At 63.3% G+C, this 15,473-nt stretch carries 12 protein-coding genes and 1 pseudogene; 10 read left to right on the top strand and 3 right to left on the bottom strand.

Annotation, left to right across the window (positions count from 1 at the left end; genetic code table 11):
• The 5 genes and pseudogenes from KA184_03970 to KA184_03950 form a co-directional block, all read left to right on the top strand.
• Nucleotides 1-360 (top strand): hypothetical protein (locus tag KA184_03970; protein MBP8128713.1); only part of this gene is annotated, 360 nt, incomplete at its 5' end.
• Nucleotides 361-375: 15 nt separating this feature from the next.
• Complete coding sequence (locus KA184_03965) at nt 376-1,032, top strand: hypothetical protein (GenBank protein ID MBP8128712.1); 657 nt, start codon at nt 376-378, stop codon at nt 1,030-1,032.
• Between the two features lie 100 nt (nt 1,033-1,132).
• Nucleotides 1,133-4,282 carry a protein kinase gene (locus KA184_03960; protein MBP8128711.1) on the top strand — a complete coding sequence of 1,050 codons (3,150 nt, stop codon included), beginning with the start codon at nt 1,133-1,135 and terminating at the stop codon, nt 4,280-4,282.
• Nucleotides 4,283-4,490: 208 nt separating this feature from the next.
• A complete protein-coding gene (locus KA184_03955) occupies nt 4,491-5,048 on the top strand; it encodes an RNA polymerase sigma factor (GenBank protein MBP8128710.1) in 558 nt (185 codons plus the stop codon).
• Nucleotides 5,041-5,103: pseudogene (locus KA184_03950) on the top strand (zf-HC2 domain-containing protein). Before KA184_03955 ends, KA184_03950 begins: the two are co-directional and overlap by 8 nt.
• Before the next feature lie 1,908 nt (nt 5,104-7,011).
• Here the strand turns inward: KA184_03950 and KA184_03945 are convergent.
• The gene (locus KA184_03945; protein ID MBP8128709.1) at nt 7,012-8,382 is read right to left on the bottom strand and encodes a TrpB-like pyridoxal phosphate-dependent enzyme; all 1,371 of its coding nucleotides are present in this window, start codon (nt 8,380-8,382) and stop codon (nt 7,012-7,014) included.
• Nucleotides 8,383-8,575: 193 nt separating this feature from the next.
• On the opposite strand from KA184_03945, the gene KA184_03940 reads away from it, so the two are divergent.
• The gene (locus KA184_03940; protein ID MBP8128708.1) at nt 8,576-9,403 is read left to right on the top strand and encodes an alpha/beta fold hydrolase; all 828 of its coding nucleotides are present in this window, start codon (nt 8,576-8,578) and stop codon (nt 9,401-9,403) included.
• A 19-nt stretch (nt 9,404-9,422) separates the two neighbouring features.
• On the opposite strand, the gene KA184_03935 is transcribed toward KA184_03940, so the two are convergent.
• Both KA184_03935 and xth read right to left on the bottom strand, forming a co-directional pair.
• Nucleotides 9,423-10,004: an ATP:cob(I)alamin adenosyltransferase gene (locus tag KA184_03935; protein ID MBP8128707.1), complete on the bottom strand. Its 582-nt coding sequence runs from the start codon at nt 10,002-10,004 to the stop codon at nt 9,423-9,425.
• Nucleotides 10,005-10,010: 6 nt separating this feature from the next.
• The gene (gene xth, locus KA184_03930) at nt 10,011-10,772 is read right to left on the bottom strand and encodes an exodeoxyribonuclease III (GenBank protein MBP8128706.1); all 762 of its coding nucleotides are present in this window, start codon (nt 10,770-10,772) and stop codon (nt 10,011-10,013) included.
• 129 nt (nt 10,773-10,901) lie between these two features.
• Between xth and amrB the strand changes: the two genes are divergently transcribed.
• The 4 genes from amrB to tsaE all read left to right on the top strand — a co-directional run bounded on the left by amrB (nt 10,902) and on the right by tsaE (nt 15,042).
• Complete coding sequence (gene amrB, locus KA184_03925) at nt 10,902-11,717, top strand: AmmeMemoRadiSam system protein B (GenBank protein ID MBP8128705.1); 816 nt, start codon at nt 10,902-10,904, stop codon at nt 11,715-11,717.
• 60 nt (nt 11,718-11,777) lie between these two features.
• Entirely contained in the window at nt 11,778-12,890 is a 1,113-nt protein-coding gene (locus KA184_03920; GenBank protein MBP8128704.1) for a Nif3-like dinuclear metal center hexameric protein, read from the top strand.
• A 142-nt stretch (nt 12,891-13,032) separates the two neighbouring features.
• Nucleotides 13,033-14,502 carry a glycogen synthase GlgA gene (glgA, locus tag KA184_03915; GenBank protein ID MBP8128703.1) on the top strand — a complete coding sequence of 490 codons (1,470 nt, stop codon included), beginning with the start codon at nt 13,033-13,035 and terminating at the stop codon, nt 14,500-14,502.
• A 54-nt stretch (nt 14,503-14,556) separates the two neighbouring features.
• Complete coding sequence (gene tsaE, locus KA184_03910) at nt 14,557-15,042, top strand: tRNA (adenosine(37)-N6)-threonylcarbamoyltransferase complex ATPase subunit type 1 TsaE (GenBank protein ID MBP8128702.1); 486 nt, start codon at nt 14,557-14,559, stop codon at nt 15,040-15,042.
• The last annotated feature ends 431 nt before the right edge of the window (nt 15,043-15,473 follow it).

Genomic DNA, 15,473 nt, shown 5'->3' with positions numbered 1-15,473 from the left:
CTGTTCAGTGCGTCGGGCTGGCGTACGGACTGGCCAGCCCCGCCACGCGTCGTGCTAATATCTCTTGACGGGCAGGGGCATTGGCAATTGCGGCAGGCCCTGCCCGACAAGACCACCGCAGAATGGATAGAAAGCCTTTTTGCTCATGACGCGACAGAAGAGTTGACGGCCCGGTGCGTGGAGCGGGTCCTGGCGGCGCCCGCCCATGCCTTCCCGCTGAGCGCAAAGCGGCTTGGTGAGGAATGTGGCGCGTCCATGAACACGGCGGTGGAAGCATTTCGGCGCGCCGCGGCGACGCGGCGCGAATGGCGGCTCGTCGAAGATTCGAGCAGAGATGATTGGCTCTTGGACCAGTATTGAGGGAGGCACAGCGCCATGGAGGGGTTTAGCGGTTTCAAGCAGGCCTTGCTCCGGGTCGTGGCCGGCATCCCGGGTCCGGCGGACACCGAGCGTGAACTCCTGCGCGCCATCGACGAATCAGAAGACTGGCAAAAGCTCGGGGAACATATCGAAAACCTGCGCACGCTCGCGAGGCGCCGGCAGCAGGAATCGGTGGAGACCATCGAGCCGCTCGCGCGCAAAGCCGAGGGATTAGTCCAAAAGGCAAAAGAAACGCGCATTTCTGTTGTGCGCAAGAACCTGTTGCGCCAGGCGGAAGGTTATCTCCACGAGATTGAGACTATCGACGAACCGGCGCGCGTCTACGCCGCCAACGTGCGGCTCCTGACTGATTTGCTCAAACACATACGCCGCGCCGCGGCCATGCGCGAGCAGGGTGTGTCCGCGGCCACCATCGATGCGATCACCTCCCGGGTCGAGGAATCCGTGTCGGCGTACGAGGAACTTGCCGACGCGGCCCGTTCCATGGCCGACGCCGACCGCCCCGTGGAAGAGCAGCCGCTGGCTGTCGCACCACCGCGCCGCGCCACGCCTCCGGCAAGCGAATGCCAAACGCAGGAAAGCGTGGATGATGACCTGGACGCGCGGCTGCAGGCGGTGGAAACAAGACTCTTTGGTCTGCGAGAGGCATAGCCGGGCATGGCGCAGCGCCGTGCAAGACAGCGCGCAGATACGGTGCGAGGCACGCACCCTTGTTTGCGTCTGAGCAGACTGTTGCGCAGGAGCACGAAACATGACTGACCGGTTCACCGATGCAGACGGCAGTCAGCCGACTCTCAGGGGAAATCATCCGCGGCCCGGGCAAAGCGCGGATACTCCTTCGGCCTTCGCCGGTCAGGTGCGGGACGACGGTTCCACGCCTACGCTTCATTCACACGCGGACGCCGCGGTTGTCTTCAGGCCGGGCCAAATCATCGATGACCAATTCGAGGTGATTGCGGAAATCGGGCACGGCGGCATGGGCGTCGTTTATGAAGTGCGCGACCGCTTGACCCCCGCGCGCTACGCCCTCAAGGCCATGCTCCCTTCGATTCTGACTGACGCCCAGGCGGCGGAACGGTTCCTGCGCGAAGCGAATACGGCGCGGCAATTGCGCCACGCTGGCATCGTGAGTGTGTTTGAAGTCCGGCAAGCCCGAAACGGCGCCCTGTATTTCACAATGGAATACCTGGAGGGCCGCACGCTGCGCGCGATCTTGCGCGAGAAAAAGCAACTTTCGCTTCCCGAAACCATATCCTACTTGCGCCCCCTCTGCGAAGCCCTCGCCTATGCGCATCAATTCATGGTTCACCGCGACATCTCGCCCGAAAACGTCATGGTCCTGCTCAATGGCGGCGTGAAACTGCTCGATTTCGGCATTGCCAAGGCGGTTGACCCGCAGGCCATTACGACCACAACGCGATCCGCCATTGGGAAGCCCTATTACATGGCGCCCGAGCAACGCAACAAGGCCCCGAACATTGACAAACGCGCCGACATCTTTTCCCTGGGCGTCTTGTTCTTCGAATTGCTCACCGGGGATATCCCCATGCCGGTCGGTCACGTAACCGCGTTGCGCCCCGAACTCCCTCCGGAGTGTGACACCCTGTTTTCAAAAGCAGTCGCCCGTGAGCCAGAGCAGCGCTATCAGGACACGGAAGCATTGCGCGAGGCTCTGGACCATTGCCTGACCGCGCATGCGCTGCACGAGGCGCGGCGCAACACGGAGATGGCCCGGGACACCGCCAACACGCCCGAGGTTCGCGCCCACGCCGCTTCGCTTCAGCGGCAAGCCGACGACCTGTTGCGCGCCGCAATCTCCGCACAACATCAGCCGGAACAGGCCTGCGCAGAGTTTGAACAGGCCCGCAAACTCTATGAAAAGGCAATGGCACGCGCCGCGGAAACGCTCCAGTCGCTGCATGCGGATGCGTCGAACGCCCGTGAAGCTGCCGAGCAGGCGCGCGCGCATGCGCTGACGCCCGGCCACCCCTATTCGCCGGAGGAATACGCGGAAGATGTGCTGGAACTGGCGGCGCACTCGTTCCGCCGGGCTGAAGAAGCCACTGACCCGCTCGAAGCACGGCGCCTCTTTGACGAATCGTCCGGCCATTACAGAGACGCGATCCATCTGGCCCGGGTCCGCGGGGAATTGGAGGCGGAAGTGGAACACGCGCGCGTTAACGCGCGCGTTGCGCTTGATAATCTGACGGCTGAAGCGCGCCGTTACGCTCCGGATGAAGTGGCGGAAGCGGAACGCTGCTGGACTCTCGCCTGCAACACGCGCGAAGACAACCACACGCGCAAGGAGTATTTCAACCGCGTCACCGGACTGTGCGCCGGCGCGCTGGAATACGCGCCGGTGCGGCGCCAGCAGGCAAAAGACAAAGCCACCGCGGCCCTCGAGCGAACCAAAGCCGGCCGGGCCGCTCTCACCGGCGACGCCGTCAAATACGTAATGCCCCTCATAAGAGAGGCCGATGATTGCTGGAAACGTGTATCCAGCGCGGGAGACGACTACGAACACGTTTGCGCCCTCCTGGAGGACGCTGTCGCGAAATATGACTTGGCCAAGGCCGTCATGGATGCCGCGGAGGCCGCGAACACGGCGCGCGCCAGAGCACACACCGGGACCATCGCGAAGGACGCCGCGAGCAAGTCCAGGGTCGAGGAGGCCGAGGCGAAACGGGCCGAAGCCGCACGTCTTGCGGACAACCCGGAACGCGCCCTGCAACTCTTCCGGCAGGCGGAGTCGGCTTATGTTGAAGCGGTCCGTCTTGCCGAGCAGGCCCAGCAAACCGTCCGGGAGCGCCGCGGCCGTATCGCGGCGAGCCTGGTCCGGTGGGCCATAGCGCTCACTGTAATTGGCGTTGTGTTCAACTGGGCCAAATCCGGTTGCTCGAACATCATGGAAGACGCAGAGCGGGAAACGGCCCGGCCACCTTCCGTGGCGTCTCCCGCCGTCACGGTCAAGACGGAAAACAACCAGGCTTTCGTACGCACCTCGGCCGATCCCGGTGAAATCTCCGGGTTCTGGCGCCGCACGTACGAGCAGTACAACAGAACACACCAGGAATACATCGTAGCCAGAGGCAACAGGGCATCGGTCGTGGTCAAGACCGGCTCCGGCTCCGGGAACACCGATACCTACACCGGTGAGGCCTTCGTAGATGCGAGCGGCAGGACCGTTGTCGAATTCGACGCACGCTTGGGCAAGATGGGCACCATTGCCTTCCGTCCAGGTGATGCCGAGGCGGAACTGTCATGGTGGCGTCGCGCCTACGGGGGCGACCGGGCAAACCTCGACACAAGCATGGCCATCCAGTACGTCTGCGCCGCCAATATCCCCCTCATTTTCTGGTTTGGCGTGCCCGACTGGCGCGAAATTGCCAGCGACGGCGTGACGCCCCGCGTCGTCCGCAGCGCGCGTTCCCGCGTCCCTTGGCGCGCCATCATCGTGGAACCCGAACCCGGCCACGACTACGGCTGGTATTTCAATGTCTACGATTCCCTCGGCGCCGTAGCGTTTTCGGAATCCAAGCCTACCGGTTGGCAGCCGGGCCGTTTCGAAAAGGATTGGACCGTCCCCGAGACGGGACCGCTCGGCCTGTACACCGCGGTCGTCACAATCATGGACAACACCACCGGCACAACATCGGAGAGCACCGCCGCCGTGTACATGGATCTCAGCGACGACCATTACGCCCAGGTAATCAAAGACCTTCTCGCCCAGCAAGGCATCGCCGGTGTAAGCGTCAACTGTCAGAGCCGTGTTGTCACCCTTTCCGGCACCGTGTCCTCCCAGGACGCGTATCAGACAGCCCAATACCTTGCTCAACTGCCTCCCCAGGACGGCGCGCTTGGCATCGCCAACGTCAAGAACAATCTGACGATCTCGTACTGAAACGGTGAGCGATAGCCGCAGCAGGCGGCCGCAATTCATCGCCTTGACCCGCCGTATCCGGCGACTGAGGGAAGCGCGCGACGCTCCCCGGAACCGCGCCTGTTCGCAGTCACGGCGGCGCATGAAATGGAATTCGCGCTCCCGCACGGCGCCTCTGTAACTTTACCCTTCCCGTTTCGTCTACTATAGCGGCATGAGGGATGGTGCGATGCGTGCAGCACAGCGCGAGGAACAGAAGATGCCATCCGGTATCCGCGATGAGGACATCGCCGCGTTCGAGACGCTGTGCCGCGAGATTGAGGCGCCGCTGTACAGTTATATCCGGAAGCTGCTGCCGGGTTCGCCGGACGCGGAGGACATCGCGCAGGAGGCGCTGTTGCGTCTCTTCGCCGCGATGCACAACGGGCGGCTCCGCAAGTCGCCGCGGGCATATCTCTTCAGCATCGCGCACAACCTCGCCGTGGATGCCTGCCGCGCGCGCAAACACCAACCGGTCCCGGACGCGCCCCCCGCCGTCTCCGCCGCGGCGAACGCACATCGCAGTCTGTTACGCGAACAGATGGAGCACGCGCTCGGCGAATTGCCTCAGGACCAGCGTTCCGCCTTATTGCTGCGCGAGTTTGGCGGTCTGAGCTACGCCGAAATCGCCGAAACCATGAAGGTGGACACCGGCCTTGTGAAAATCTGGCTGTTTCGGGCCCGCCAAAAACTGAGCACCCTGCTCGATCACGACGGCCAATACGTTGGAATACGCAACCATGAGTGACGAATACGCGGAATTGAGCGCTTATCTCGATGGCGAACTCTCGCCGGCGGACCGCCGGCGGGTCGAAATCCGCCTGGCGGCCGACCCCGGCTTCGCCCGGAAACTCCATCAACTCGAAAGGACAAGCACTATGCTGGCGGCATGTATGGAACGTCCGGGATTTCACGCGTCGTTTTTTGCGCGCCTGCGCGCGACCCTTCCGCAGACCAGCCCGCGGCGACGCCCGTGGGGCGTCCTCGCATGCGCCGGCGCCGCGGTCGTGGCCGTTGTCATCGCGGCTTATTGGAACGGCGGCGGGCCGCAGGCCCCCCCCGCTCTTGTCATGAGCGAGCAGGAGCCGCCCGAGACCGGCAACGCACCCCCAGCGTTCCGTGAGACTCCGCCCGCGCAAATAACCGGAATAAGAGAGGACACCGCCGCGCCGCTTGTGGATGCCGCCACGGACACCATCCCGCCCATCGAACTCTGCGGGACGGTTACGGGCGAGCACGCCACGGCCATTCTGCGTGTCGTGGACGAAGGCGGTGCGCATTCCAGAACGTATGCCGCCGGAGACGAAATTCTGCCCGGCGTCCTGCTCGTATCCATCGAGAAAGGCCGCGTTACGCTCGACGACCATGGGCGCGAAGTGATACTCACGCCGCCGCGTGTGCCTTCCGTCAATTTCGCGGAGAAACTTGATGGCACGTGGGAACTTGTCGTTACGGAAGGGAATGGCGACAACCCGGAGCGCATGTGGGTGCACATCAAGCGTGAAGGGCACACGCTCGTGCTGGACGGAATGGGCCGGCAAGAGCCGGTTACCGGCGTGGAATTCGAACTGACGGGCCGGCACCTCACGGTCTATCTTCCGGAAATGGACGACGCGGTATTGTCGGGGTCATTCACCGAAGACGGAAACACCATCGACCTGACGCAGGTGCTTCCTGAAGACGAGCAGAACCGTCAGCCCGCGCAGGCGCGGCTAACCCGGGCACCCGATGAGAGCGAGGAATCCATCGTTGCCCGCCAAGACACGCTGGCCGAGTGTGACGCCGACCTGCAACTCATGTACGCCGTGCTTCGGCAATATGCGGAGCTCCATGACGGAGCCTTTCCGCCTTCGATTGACGCCTTGGCTGTTCAGGATGCTGCCACCATGGCGCTTTTTGAAGACAGCGCGGGCCGGAACGTGACCTATATGCCCGGGATGGAGTTGCCCGACTCTATGAGGCCCGCCGACCCGCCTGTTGAGCCAATCGATACCTATGCCGACCGCCTGATGGCTTATGAAAGCCAGTTGCGCGCCGCCGGTTTCGCACAACTTTGCTGGCCGGACATCCTCCTCCGCGTGCGGTACGCCGACATGTCCATTGAAGGCACGGCCGACGTCATGGGCCATATCCGCGTGGTGGATGAAACGGCGCTTACGGCGTCCTCGCCCGCCGCGACGCAACGCCTGGCAGGGCTGCGCGCGAGAGACCAGAACAATCTGAAGCAACTTGGCCTGGTCATCAAGATGTTCCAGAACGAGCACAGGGACTTCACGCCTCCCGGCTGGCTCAGCGTATACCCGGAATACTTGACAGACGTCTCCATTCTGACCAGCCCGAAGGACCCCGCGGGCAAAGATTCCTACGATTACCTCCTGCCCGCGACAAATATCGAAGCGATCCTGCGGGAAACCCTGGAAGACCCCGAAAACCGCGCTGCCTGGGCCCAGGCCATGAGCCAAATCCCGGTGGTGATCAACAAAACCGACTGGCCCGACGGCGGGCGCAATATCCTCTATGCCGACGGCCACGTCGAGTACGACCGTAATTGGCGCGACGCTCTGACCAGAGGCGTGTTGTAGGAGCGCCCCAAGGCGCGGCGAAACAGTTCGAGGGCCCGGCAGTGCGCCGGGCCCCCATCATGAGAACCAGGGGCCTGAATCCGCGGCGGGTCTTGCAGCCGAGCCGCGGCCGCCCTCCGCGCCACATGGTTATCCCGGGATGGGCACCTTCGGGATGTCCGCCTCGGCCTTGCGAATCGCCTCTTCGTCCAGTTCGTAATCCACGAGTTTCTTGTTGAAATACGCTTCGTAGGCCGTCATGTCAAAATGGCCGTGCCCGCTCAAGTTGAAGAGGATGGTCTTCGCTTCGCCGGTCTCCTTGCACTTCAGCGCCTCATCCATAGCGGCGCGAATTGCATGGCTGCTTTCCGGCGCCGGCACGATGCACTCGGACCGCGCGAAGAGCAGCGCGGCTTCGAAGCAGGCGTTCTGCTGATACGCCACCGCTCGCGTGACCCCGTGCCGCGTCAGGTGCGCCACTTGGGTGGCCACGCCGTGGTAGCGCAACCCGCCCGCATGCAGAGGCGCCGGCACAAACTTGTGGCCGAGCGTGTACTGCAGGAGCAGCGGGGTCATCTGACCCGTGTCGCCAAAATCGTAGGCGTAGAGCCCTTTGGTCAGCGTCGGGCAGGCCGTCGGTTCGACGGCAACGAGGTCAACATTCCTGCCCTTCTTGATCTTGTCGAGAGCGAACGGCCACGCGGTGCCCGCGAAGTTCGATCCGCCGCCGCAGCAGCCGATGACCACGTCGGGATACTCGCCTACCATTTCCAACTGCAGCTTGGCTTCCTGGCCGATGACCGTCTGGTGCATCAGCACGTGGTTGAGCACGCTGCCGAGGCTGTAGCGCAATTTGCCGCCGCTGGTCACCGCCGCTTCGACCGCCTCCGTAATAGCGATGCCCAAGCTGCCCGACGTATCGGGATTCTCGGCCTTGTACCGCCTGCCAAAGTCCGTGCGGTCCGTGGGACTCGAATAGACGTTCGCGCCGTAGGTCTGCATGACCGAGCGGCGGTACGGTTTCTGTTCGAAGCTGACCCTCACCATGTACACGTCGCAGGACATATTGAACATGGAACACGCGATGCTCAGCGCCGTGCCCCATTGTCCCGCGCCCGTTTCCGTAGTCAGGCCGTTGATGCCGCTGATCTTGTTGAAATAAGCCTGCGGCACAGCCGTATTGAGCTTGTGACTGCCCGAAGGACTGACACTCTCATTCTTGTAGTAGATCTTCGCGGGCGTACCGAGGGCCTTCTCGAAGCGCAATGCGCGCCGCAGAGGCGTGGGGCGATACAAGCGGTAGGCGTCCATGACCTCGCCCGGGATCGACACATACTGCTGCATCGAGACCTCCTGCTCGATCAGCGGCATCGGGAATATGGGTGCGAGATCGTCGGGCGTCACGGGCTGCAGCGTCGCCGGATGCAGCGGCGGCGCCATCGGCACCGGCATGTCTGGATTGATGTTATACCACGCGTCCGGAATGCGGGCCGGGTCGAGAAGAATATTGTACTGGTTCATGTTGCTGTCCTTCCTTTATGCGCCGCAAGCGGCTGTCCACCGGTGCAAGTAGTCACTGGGCTCCCCAATAATGCAATAATGGCGCATAGTGTAACCTCTGGACCGGCAAAATGCCAACAGCGGATTCACGATGACGGATACTCCAGGCCAGGAACCGCGCACAGCGGCCGTTGCGGCGCGGCGGACTCGCCTGGTGCGTGCCCCGTACGGAGTGTTCTTCATCGCGCTGTGCGTGTTGGCGGGCGGCTTTCTCATGATGCGTCAGTTGCAGCACTGGATCATTTTTCAGGCAACCCGGGAAATCTATCGAACCCCGGCCGACGCGGGCTGGGCATATGAAGAAATCATGCTCGACGTGGGCAACGAGCGAACCCACGCCTGGTATATTCCCATTGAAAAGGCCCGCGGCGTCGTGCTCTTTTCACACGGGAACGCCGGGAACATCGCGGACCGCCTCGAGTCCATGGAGTTGCTCCGGCGTCTTGGCTTCTCCGTAATGGCGTACGACTACGGCGGCTACGGACACAGCACGGGCCGCCCCTCGGAGGAACGCTGCTACGCCGACATCCGCGCTGCGTGGCGGGAATTGACGGAGACCCGGGGCATCCCGCCGGGGCAGATTGTTCTTTTCGGACGTTCCCTCGGCGGGGCCGTTACCGCGGACTTGGCCGCCGGGGTTCTGCCCGCGGCGGTCGTGCTGGAAAGCACATTCCTGTCCGTGCCCGACATGGCCAAGGCGCTGTTTCCCATCCTGCCCGCGCGCTGGCTCGTGAGCATTCAATTCGCGAACAAGGACAAGGTGTCCGGCATCCGCGTCCCTCTGCTCGTCATTCACAGTCCCGACGATAGCGTGATCCCCTTCGCGCACGGCCGGGAACTGTTCGCGCGGGCGCGCGGCCCCAAGCAATTCCTGGAAATCCGCGGCGACCACAATGAGGGATTTGTTCTATCCATGGACGCCTACCTGCACGGTTGGGAAACGTTTCTCGCGCCCATTCTGCCGCGCAAAGACGGCGCGTAGCATACGCGTGCGCCCCGTTTCAGTCTTCGAGAATGCGGTAGTCCACCACGTGGTGGCGGTCTTCCTCGAGATAGCGCGCCAGCACGTAGAAATAGTCGCTCAGCCGGTTCGCGAAGGCCAGCATGGAGACCGCGTCAAATGCCGGCTCGACTTCTTTCAGGCGCACCAGATGCCGCTCGAACGTGCGCGCCATCGTGGCGGCGTAATCAGCCTGCGCGGCAAGACGGTTCGTGGCCGAGGCAATAAACGCCTTGGGCAAGTGCAGGACCGTTTCCAACCGTTCCTGTTCGTCTTCGAGTTTGGCCACGTGTTCCGGCCCTATGTCCCCTTTCCGGTATTCCGGGTGCTTGTTCGCGGGGTCGTTGCAGGCCGCGCCCATCAGGAAATAACAGTGGATCAGCCAGAGCAAACAGCGGTTCAGTTCGTCATATTCTTCCGGCTGCTGCTCCGCCATGTCGAGCCGTAGAATGGCAGTGTACGCCCGCAACGAGTCCAGCCATCCGCAACATTCGAATATCGCATGGCTTTTCTCCAGCACTTCGCCGCCCAGCGTTCTGCTCTTTCCAGAATCACCCTGCTCTGTCGTTACGCGCGATTTCAATTCCGTTCACCTCAGTTCAATGCCCACGGGACAGTGGTCTGAGCCCATTACGCCGGAGAGTATCCAGGACCGGGCCACCCGGGGCAGAAACTCCTTGTTAACGCAATGATAATCGAGCCGCCAGCCGATATTCCGTTCCCGCGCGCGCGTGCGGTAGGACCACCACGTATAATGACCTGCCTCCGTGCAAAAATGCCGGAACGTGTCCACGTACCCTTTTTTCAGGAACCGCGTCATCGCCTGCCTTTCCTCGATATAGAATCCGGCGCTGTTCTCGTTGTCTTTCGGCCTGGCGAGGTCAATTTCCGTGTGGGCGATATTGAAGTCGCCGCACACCACGACGTTATGCCCCTGCCGGACCAGCTTGCCCGCCACTCGCGCGACCGCGCCGCAGTAGCGCACTTTGTACTCAAGCCGCTTCCGCTCGTCCTGACTGTTGGGCCAATAACCGTTCAACACGGTGAATTCCTTGAATTCCACGACCTGTAATCGCCCCTCATCGTCGAACTCCGCCACGCCCATGGGCGCGACCGAGACCGGCTCGATGCGCGAATACACGGCGACGCCGCTGTAACCAGGCTTGCGCGCCGGCTGCCAAAGGCTCATGTACCCAGCCGGCGCGCGTGCCGCCTCGGTCAGGTCCTCGGGATTCACGCGCGTTTCCTGCAGGCAGAGGATGTCCGGTTGGGCCTTCTCAAACCAGTCCAGGAAGCCAGTCTTCAACACGGCCCGCAACCCGTTAACGTTCCAGGAAAGTATGGTGGTCATGGCGGACGCCTCGCCGGTTCGGATGCCGGAGCATAGCGGCGGTTCTTGCCGGAATGCAACTGTCCCAACTCGGATTCCAGTTTCGAATTCCTCTTTGACGTTGACCGGTCCTCTTGTTAGACTGTGTCCATGAGCATTCGACACGCCATGGTTGCGGGGATGTTCTACCCGGCGGACGCGGGCACCCTGAACCGGGAGGTTGCTCAATACCTCGACGCGGCGCGCGTCCCACCCGGCCCCGAACGCGTCCGGGCGATTATCGTGCCTCATGCGGGCTACATGTACAGCGGCGCGACCGCGGGTTACGGGTTTGCCCGCATCAGGGGGAAACGCCCCAAACGAGTCGTGCTGCTAGGCCGCTCGCACCGGTGCCAGTTCGAGGGCGCCGCTATCTTCGCGCACGGTTCTTTCGAAACGCCCGTCGCCGGCTTCGCGGTGGACGAGCCGCTGGCCGCTCAACTCGCCGTTTCCTCCGAGGTCCGCACGGAGGAAGCGCACTATGCGGAACACAGCCTCGAAGTGCAATTGCCTTTCCTGCATGCCGTTATTGGCGACACGCCGATTGTGCCGGTCCTGTTTGGCTCAGAGGCCGCTGACTGGCATATCGCGTTCGGCCGCCGCCTCGCAGCCCTGCTCGACCCCGCGGACTTGGTCCTCGCTTCCACCGACCTCTCGCACTACTATCCGCAGGAGCGGGCCGCCCAACTCGATAAGGCTACCCTCAACGCCGTGCTCGAACAGGACTGCGCGGCCATGTGCCGCGGCTTCCGTGACGGCCGATACGCCATGTGCGGCGCGCCCGCCGTGGTCGCCGCGATGGCGTACGCGCTCGCGTCCGGCGCCGACCACTGGCAGCTCCTGGACTACCGCACGAGCGCGGAAGCGTCTGGGGACTATCAGCGCGTCGTAGGTTACGGCGCCATCTCGATGGAAATGGCGGCGTAGGAACCGCCCGGCGCCCATGACCATTTCAACCTGTCGCATGGTTCTCTGGAGGAATCCGGTATGTCCGTGACCGTACGTGCCATTGTGGATGCCTTGGAAGCGTGGGCCCCGCCGGCGTTCGCCTACGATTGGGACCGGCCCGGCTTGTCCGTGGGGTCGCCGGACCGGCGCGTGTCGCGCGTGCTCGTTTGCCTTACCCCGTGCCGCGAGGCATTGGAGAAAGCGCGGCAATTGCGCGCCCAGTTCATGGTGTCGCATCATCCCCTGATTCACGAACCGCTGAAACACCTGCGCTCCGACGACCCGCACGCCCGTCTGTGCATCGATATCGCCCGTGCCAACATTGCGGTCTTTTCCGCGCACACGAACCTGGACGTTGCGCCCGGCGGCGTCAGCCACGTCCTCGCGGAACGCCTCCATTTGCGCCAGACACGCCCCCTGCTGCCGGCGCCCCACGCCGCGCAGGTAAAACTGGTCACCTTCGTTCCGGAATCGCATTTGCGCCGCGTGCGCGACGCCGTCTGCGCCGCCGGCGCGGGCATCATCGGCGACTACACGCACTGCTCCTTCAGCGCGCCGGGCACGGGCACCTTCCTGCCCGGCGAGAAGGCCTCCCCTTTCAGCGGCAAGAAACAGCAGATCAACGAAGAGCCCGAAATGCGCTTTGAGACAATCGTGACGAAAGCGCGGCTCGACGACGCGCTCCGCGCCCTGCGCGCAACGCATCCCTACGAAGAGGCCGCCTTCGATATCGTCAGGCTCGACAACCTGGACCCGGCAGTCGGTCTTGGCGTGCGCGGCACACTCGAAACGCCCATGCCGCTTGGCGATTTCGCCGCAATGGCCGCAAAGGCGCTCGGCGTTTCGCACGTGCGCATCGTCGGCAAGCCCGCCCGGCGCGTGCGTTCCGTCGCCGTATTGGGCGGCTCCGGCGGCGGCGAGATAAGCCGCATCCCGGCAGATATCGACGTATACGTCACGGGCGACGTCAACTACCACCAGGCCTGCGCGGCCCACGCGCGCGGCCTGGCCGTCATCGACGCGGGCCACGCAGGCACCGAGGCTTGCATTGTGCCCGTCATCGCGGCGTACCTGCGCGGCCATTTTCCCGGCATCGCGGTGCACACATGGCGCGAGCCGGAGCGTTTCCAGGTCGCGGATTTGCGGAAATGAAGCACGCTCCCAGACACTCCACGCCTTTCTTCCGCGGCCCTTCCGCCCTGCCTGATCTTTCATGTATAATGACTTGTTTGTTAAGAGATATTCTTATCAAACGCGCACGAAGCGCCGGCCCAATATGCGAAGGACACTGGTCTTGAAAAAGACCCTCAAGATACTGCACGTTGCCGCGGAGTTGTCGCCGATGCTCAGCACCGGCGGCCTCGCGGAGGTGGTGAACGCGCTCCCGAAAGCGTTGCGCGCGGCCGGGCACGACGTGCGCGTGGCCATACCCTGCTACAGAAGCATTCCGGCTGCGTTGCAGGGCGAGCGGGTCGCCGCCTGCGAGGTTGCAGTCGGGCCCAAGCGCATAACGGGCGCGCTGCGCGAATCGCGCATCCCGGGCACGGACGTTCCGGTCTACCTGATCGAACACGAAGGCTATTTCGGCCGCGAACACCCCTATGGCCAGGAAGACGGCGAATACGGCGACAACGCGGAGCGCTATTGTTTCTTCGGCTTGGCCCTGCTCGAAGCCATGAGACACATCGGCTGGAAGCCGGATGTCATCAATTGCCACGACTGGCACACCGCGCCCATTGTCATCTACTTGAAAACGAACCTCGCGGCGTCTCCCTTCTGGGCAGGCACGCCAACGGTATACACGATTCACAACCTGAATTTTCAGGGCCGCTTCGCCGCGCACCAGCTTCCCTTCACCGGTTTTGACCCGTCTTTGTTTCACATGGAGTGCCTCGAGTACTTCGGCGACATCAATCTGATGAAGGGCGCCATCGTGTCCGCGGACAAGCTGAACACCGTCAGCCCCCGCTACGCCCGCGAAATACAGACGATGGAGTACGGGGCCGGCCTGGACGGGGTGCTCCGGAAACGGCGCGACGACCTGTGCGGCATTCTCAACGGCATTGATTATGAGGTCTGGAACCCGGCGTGCGACCCCTATATTGCCGCCCCGTTCGGCCGCGACAACCTGCGCGGCAAGGCCGCCTGCAAAAGCGACCTTCAAGACGCGTTTCAACTGCCGCGGCAAAACGCCCCCGTCTTCGGCGTGGTCAGCCGCCTTACCTGGCAGAAGGGCATTGACCTGATCATCGACGCGCTCGACCTCATCCCGGACAAGTCTTTCCAGGTTGCGCTGCTCGGCACCGGCGATTCGCCCATCGAGAACCGCCTGATTAACGCGGCTCAGCGCTATCCCGGCAAGGTCACCGTAATCCTGCGCTACGACACCGCGCTCGCCCATAAGGTCATGGCGGGCAGCGACTTTTTCCTGATGCCGTCCCGTTACGAACCCTGCGGCCTCAGCCAGCTGTACAGTCTCGCCTATGGAACGGTCCCGGTCGTCCGCCGAACGGGCGGCCTCGCGGACAGCGTCCGCAACCTGTCGCGCGTGAACGGGCGCAAGACCCAGGCCACGGGGCTCTCCTTTGTGCCCATGACCAGTCAGGCGCTGTTGCGCGCCATGCACAAAGCCCTCGACCTCTACGCCTCGCCCGCAGCGCTGGAAAGCCTCCGCATCACCGGCATGTCGGAGGATTTTTCCTGGGCGCGCGCCTCGCGCGAGTATGTCGCGCTGTACCGCGAGGCGCTGGCAAAGGCCGGCTGATTCCCCCATGACCAACCGGCACACGGCGACACAGCCGCGAAAAGGGCTTTTCTGATGAGTGCGCATGCGGACGACGTGCTCGACCTCCAGACGTCCTCGCCCGCGCAGACCGAGCAATGGGGCCGGCGGCTCGCCGCATTTCTCCCGGCCGGCGCCGTCGTCGCGCTCTACGGCGAACTCGCCACGGGCAAGACCTGCTTCGTGCGCGGGATGGCGTCGTTCTTCGCGCGCGGCGAGCACGTCCACAGCCCAACCTTCACCCTGGTGAACGAATACGGCGGCGAACACAGGCTCTATCATCTGGACCTCTACCGCTTGACCGGCCCCGAGGACGTGCTGACCCTGGGCTGCGAGGAACTCTTCGAACCCGACGGCGTTTGTTGCGTCGAATGGGCCGACCGCGCGCAGGGCGTCCTGCCCGCCGCCCGCGTGGACGTCTTCTTCGAGCATCGCGGCGGAGACACCCGCGCATTGCGCATCGTGAACCGGGACATACTCCCCCCGCGCTGGCAGGATGCGCCCCTCCCCGAATCGTGCTGATGTCCCCTTTCCGTCTGTCGGGAATCCCCGGCAATTCCGAACGCACGGGGAAGACGTCTTGATTTCGGCGTCCGCCGGAGGGCGCGCCGGGGCCCCCGCCTTTCGTGCTGTCGTCCAGATTCTGGACGATTCGACTGTCTGAATTTCGGAATCCGTACACGAAGTTTCTTGCCCCCCCGCCTGGGCATTTCAGCATAAGCCGCTGCACAACAGCATGTTATGCACAAACGGAACAGACCGTTCTGAGTTGGCACGAAACTTGCGCACCACAATTGACCACCGGGTCTTGCCCGGCGGCGGAAGTGAGGGAATGGCGTGGCGGGTGAACGTTCGGATGAACCGGTTGAGAAAGGGCAGCCGGAATCGCTCGACGCTTTGCGCAGGACGTACATCTCCTATGTCCTGGGTTTTGCGCACGGGGACGAATCGGC

The organism is Candidatus Hydrogenedentota bacterium (assembly GCA_018005585.1).
Taxonomy (GTDB): Bacteria; Hydrogenedentota; Hydrogenedentia; order Hydrogenedentales; family JAGMZX01; genus JAGMZX01.
The sequence above is the reverse complement of the archived record's forward strand: the minus strand, read 5'-3'. Positions and strand labels throughout refer to the sequence as shown.

What these genes read in the sequence shown, in the direction of transcription:
- xth (MBP8128706.1), bottom strand. Translation starts at nt 10,772, where the DNA reads ATGACCACCATACTTTCCTGGAACGTTAACGGGTTGCGGGCCGTGTTG.
- amrB (MBP8128705.1), top strand. Translation starts at nt 10,902, where the DNA reads ATGAGCATTCGACACGCCATGGTTGCGGGGATGTTCTACCCGGCGGAC.
- KA184_03960 (MBP8128711.1), top strand. Translation starts at nt 1,133, where the DNA reads ATGACTGACCGGTTCACCGATGCAGACGGCAGTCAGCCGACTCTCAGG.
- tsaE (MBP8128702.1), top strand. Translation starts at nt 14,557, where the DNA reads ATGAGTGCGCATGCGGACGACGTGCTCGACCTCCAGACGTCCTCGCCC.
- KA184_03955 (MBP8128710.1), top strand. Translation starts at nt 4,491, where the DNA reads ATGCGTGCAGCACAGCGCGAGGAACAGAAGATGCCATCCGGTATCCGC.
- KA184_03965 (MBP8128712.1), top strand. Translation starts at nt 376, where the DNA reads ATGGAGGGGTTTAGCGGTTTCAAGCAGGCCTTGCTCCGGGTCGTGGCC.
- KA184_03945 (MBP8128709.1), bottom strand. Translation starts at nt 8,382, where the DNA reads ATGAACCAGTACAATATTCTTCTCGACCCGGCCCGCATTCCGGACGCG.
- KA184_03920 (MBP8128704.1), top strand. Translation starts at nt 11,778, where the DNA reads ATGTCCGTGACCGTACGTGCCATTGTGGATGCCTTGGAAGCGTGGGCC.